This is a genomic window from Streptomyces sp. NPDC058157 (assembly GCF_042884105.1).
GTDB lineage: Bacteria > Actinomycetota > Actinomycetes > Streptomycetales > Streptomycetaceae > Streptomyces.
In genome coordinates, this window is sequence record NZ_JBHVUQ010000417.1 from 1 (window position 1) to 1875 (window position 1875).

The following is a 1875-nucleotide window of genomic DNA, read 5'->3' on the forward strand; positions in this document are numbered from 1 at the left end:
AGGGCCAACGCCCGCTGTGATGGGTAGGGGAGCGTCGTGTGCCGGGTGAAGCAGCAGCGGAAGCTAGTTGTGGACGGTTCACGAGTGAGAATGCAGGCATGAGTAGCGATACACACGTGAGAAACGTGTGCGCCGATTGACTAAGGGTTCCTGGGTCAAGCTGATCTGCCCAGGGTAAGTCGGGACCTAAGGCGAGGCCGACAGGCGTAGTCGATGGACAACCGGTTGATATTCCGGTACCCGCTTTGAAACGCCCAATATCGAATCCTCTGATGCTAAGGCCGTGAAGCCGTTCCGGACCCTTCGGGGAAAGGAAAGTGGTGGAGCCGCCGATCCAAGGTGGTAGTAGGTAAGCGATGGGGTGACGCAGGAAGGTAGTCCAGCCCGGGCGGTGGTTGTCCCGGGGTAAGGGTGTAGGCCGTGTGGTAGGCAAATCCGTCACACGTTAAGGCTGAGACCTGATGCCGAGCCGATTGTGGTGAAGTGGATGATCCTATGCTGTCGAGAAAAGCCTCTAGCGAGTTTCATGGCGGCCCGTACCCTAAACCGACTCAGGTGGTCAGGTAGAGAATACCGAGGCGTTCGGGTGAACTATGGTTAAGGAACTCGGCAAAATGCCCCCGTAACTTCGGGAGAAGGGGGGCCATTCCTGGTGATGAGACTTGCTCTCTGAGCTGGGGGTGGCCGCAGAGACCAGCGAGAAGCGACTGTTTACTAAAAACACAGGTCCGTGCGAAGCCGTAAGGCGATGTATACGGACTGACGCCTGCCCGGTGCTGGAACGTTAAGGGGACCGGTTAGTGACCTTTCGGGGTTGCGAAGCTGAGAACTTAAGCGCCAGTAAACGGCGGTGGTAACTATAACCATCCTAAGGTAGCGAAATTCCTTGTCGGGTAAGTTCCGACCTGCACGAATGGCGTAACGACTTCTCGACTGTCTCAACCATAGGCCCGGTGAAATTGCACTACGAGTAAAGATGCTCGTTTCGCGCAGCAGGACGGAAAGACCCCGGGACCTTTACTACAGTTTGATATTGGTGTTCGGTTCGGCTTGTGTAGGATAGGTGGGAGACTTTGAAGCAGCCACGCCAGTGGTTGTGGAGTCGCCGTTGAAATACCACTCTGGTCGTGCTGGATGTCTAACCTCGGTCCGTGATCCGGATCAGGGACAGTGTCTGATGGGTAGTTTAACTGGGGCGGTTGCCTCCCAAAGGGTAACGGAGGCGCCCAAAGGTTCCCTCAGCCTGGTTGGCAATCAGGTGTTGAGTGTAAGTGCACAAGGGAGCTTGACTGTGAGACCGACGGGTCGAGCAGGGACGAAAGTCGGGACTAGTGATCCGGCGGTGGCTTGTGGAAGCGCCGTCGCTCAACGGATAAAAGGTACCCCGGGGATAACAGGCTGATCTTCCCCAAGAGTCCATATCGACGGGATGGTTTGGCACCTCGATGTCGGCTCGTCGCATCCTGGGGCTGGAGTCGGTCCCAAGGGTTGGGCTGTTCGCCCATTAAAGCGGTACGCGAGCTGGGTTTAGAACGTCGTGAGACAGTTCGGTCCCTATCCGCTGTGCGCGTAGGAATACTGAGAAGGGCTGTCCCTAGTACGAGAGGACCGGGACGGACGAACCTCTGGTGTGCCAGTTGTCCTGCCAAGGGCATGGCTGGTTGGCTACGTTCGGGAGGGATAACCGCTGAAAGCATCTAAGCGGGAAGCCTGCTTCAAGATGAGTATTCCCACCTCCTTGAGAGGGTAAGGCTCCCAGTAGACGACTGGGTTGATAGGCCAGATGTGGAAGCCCGGTAACGGGTGGAGCTGACTGGTACTAATAGGCCGAGGGCTTGTCCTCAGTTGCTCGCGTCCACTGTGTTAGTTCTGAAG

The 1875-nt window shown here is 56.7% G+C and carries 1 rRNA gene; it reads left to right on the plus strand.

From position 1 onward, the window contains the following. A 23S ribosomal RNA gene (locus ACFVXK_RS38480) occupies positions 1-1843 on the plus strand; the annotation flags it as partial. Positions 1844-1875 lie beyond the last annotated feature (32 nt).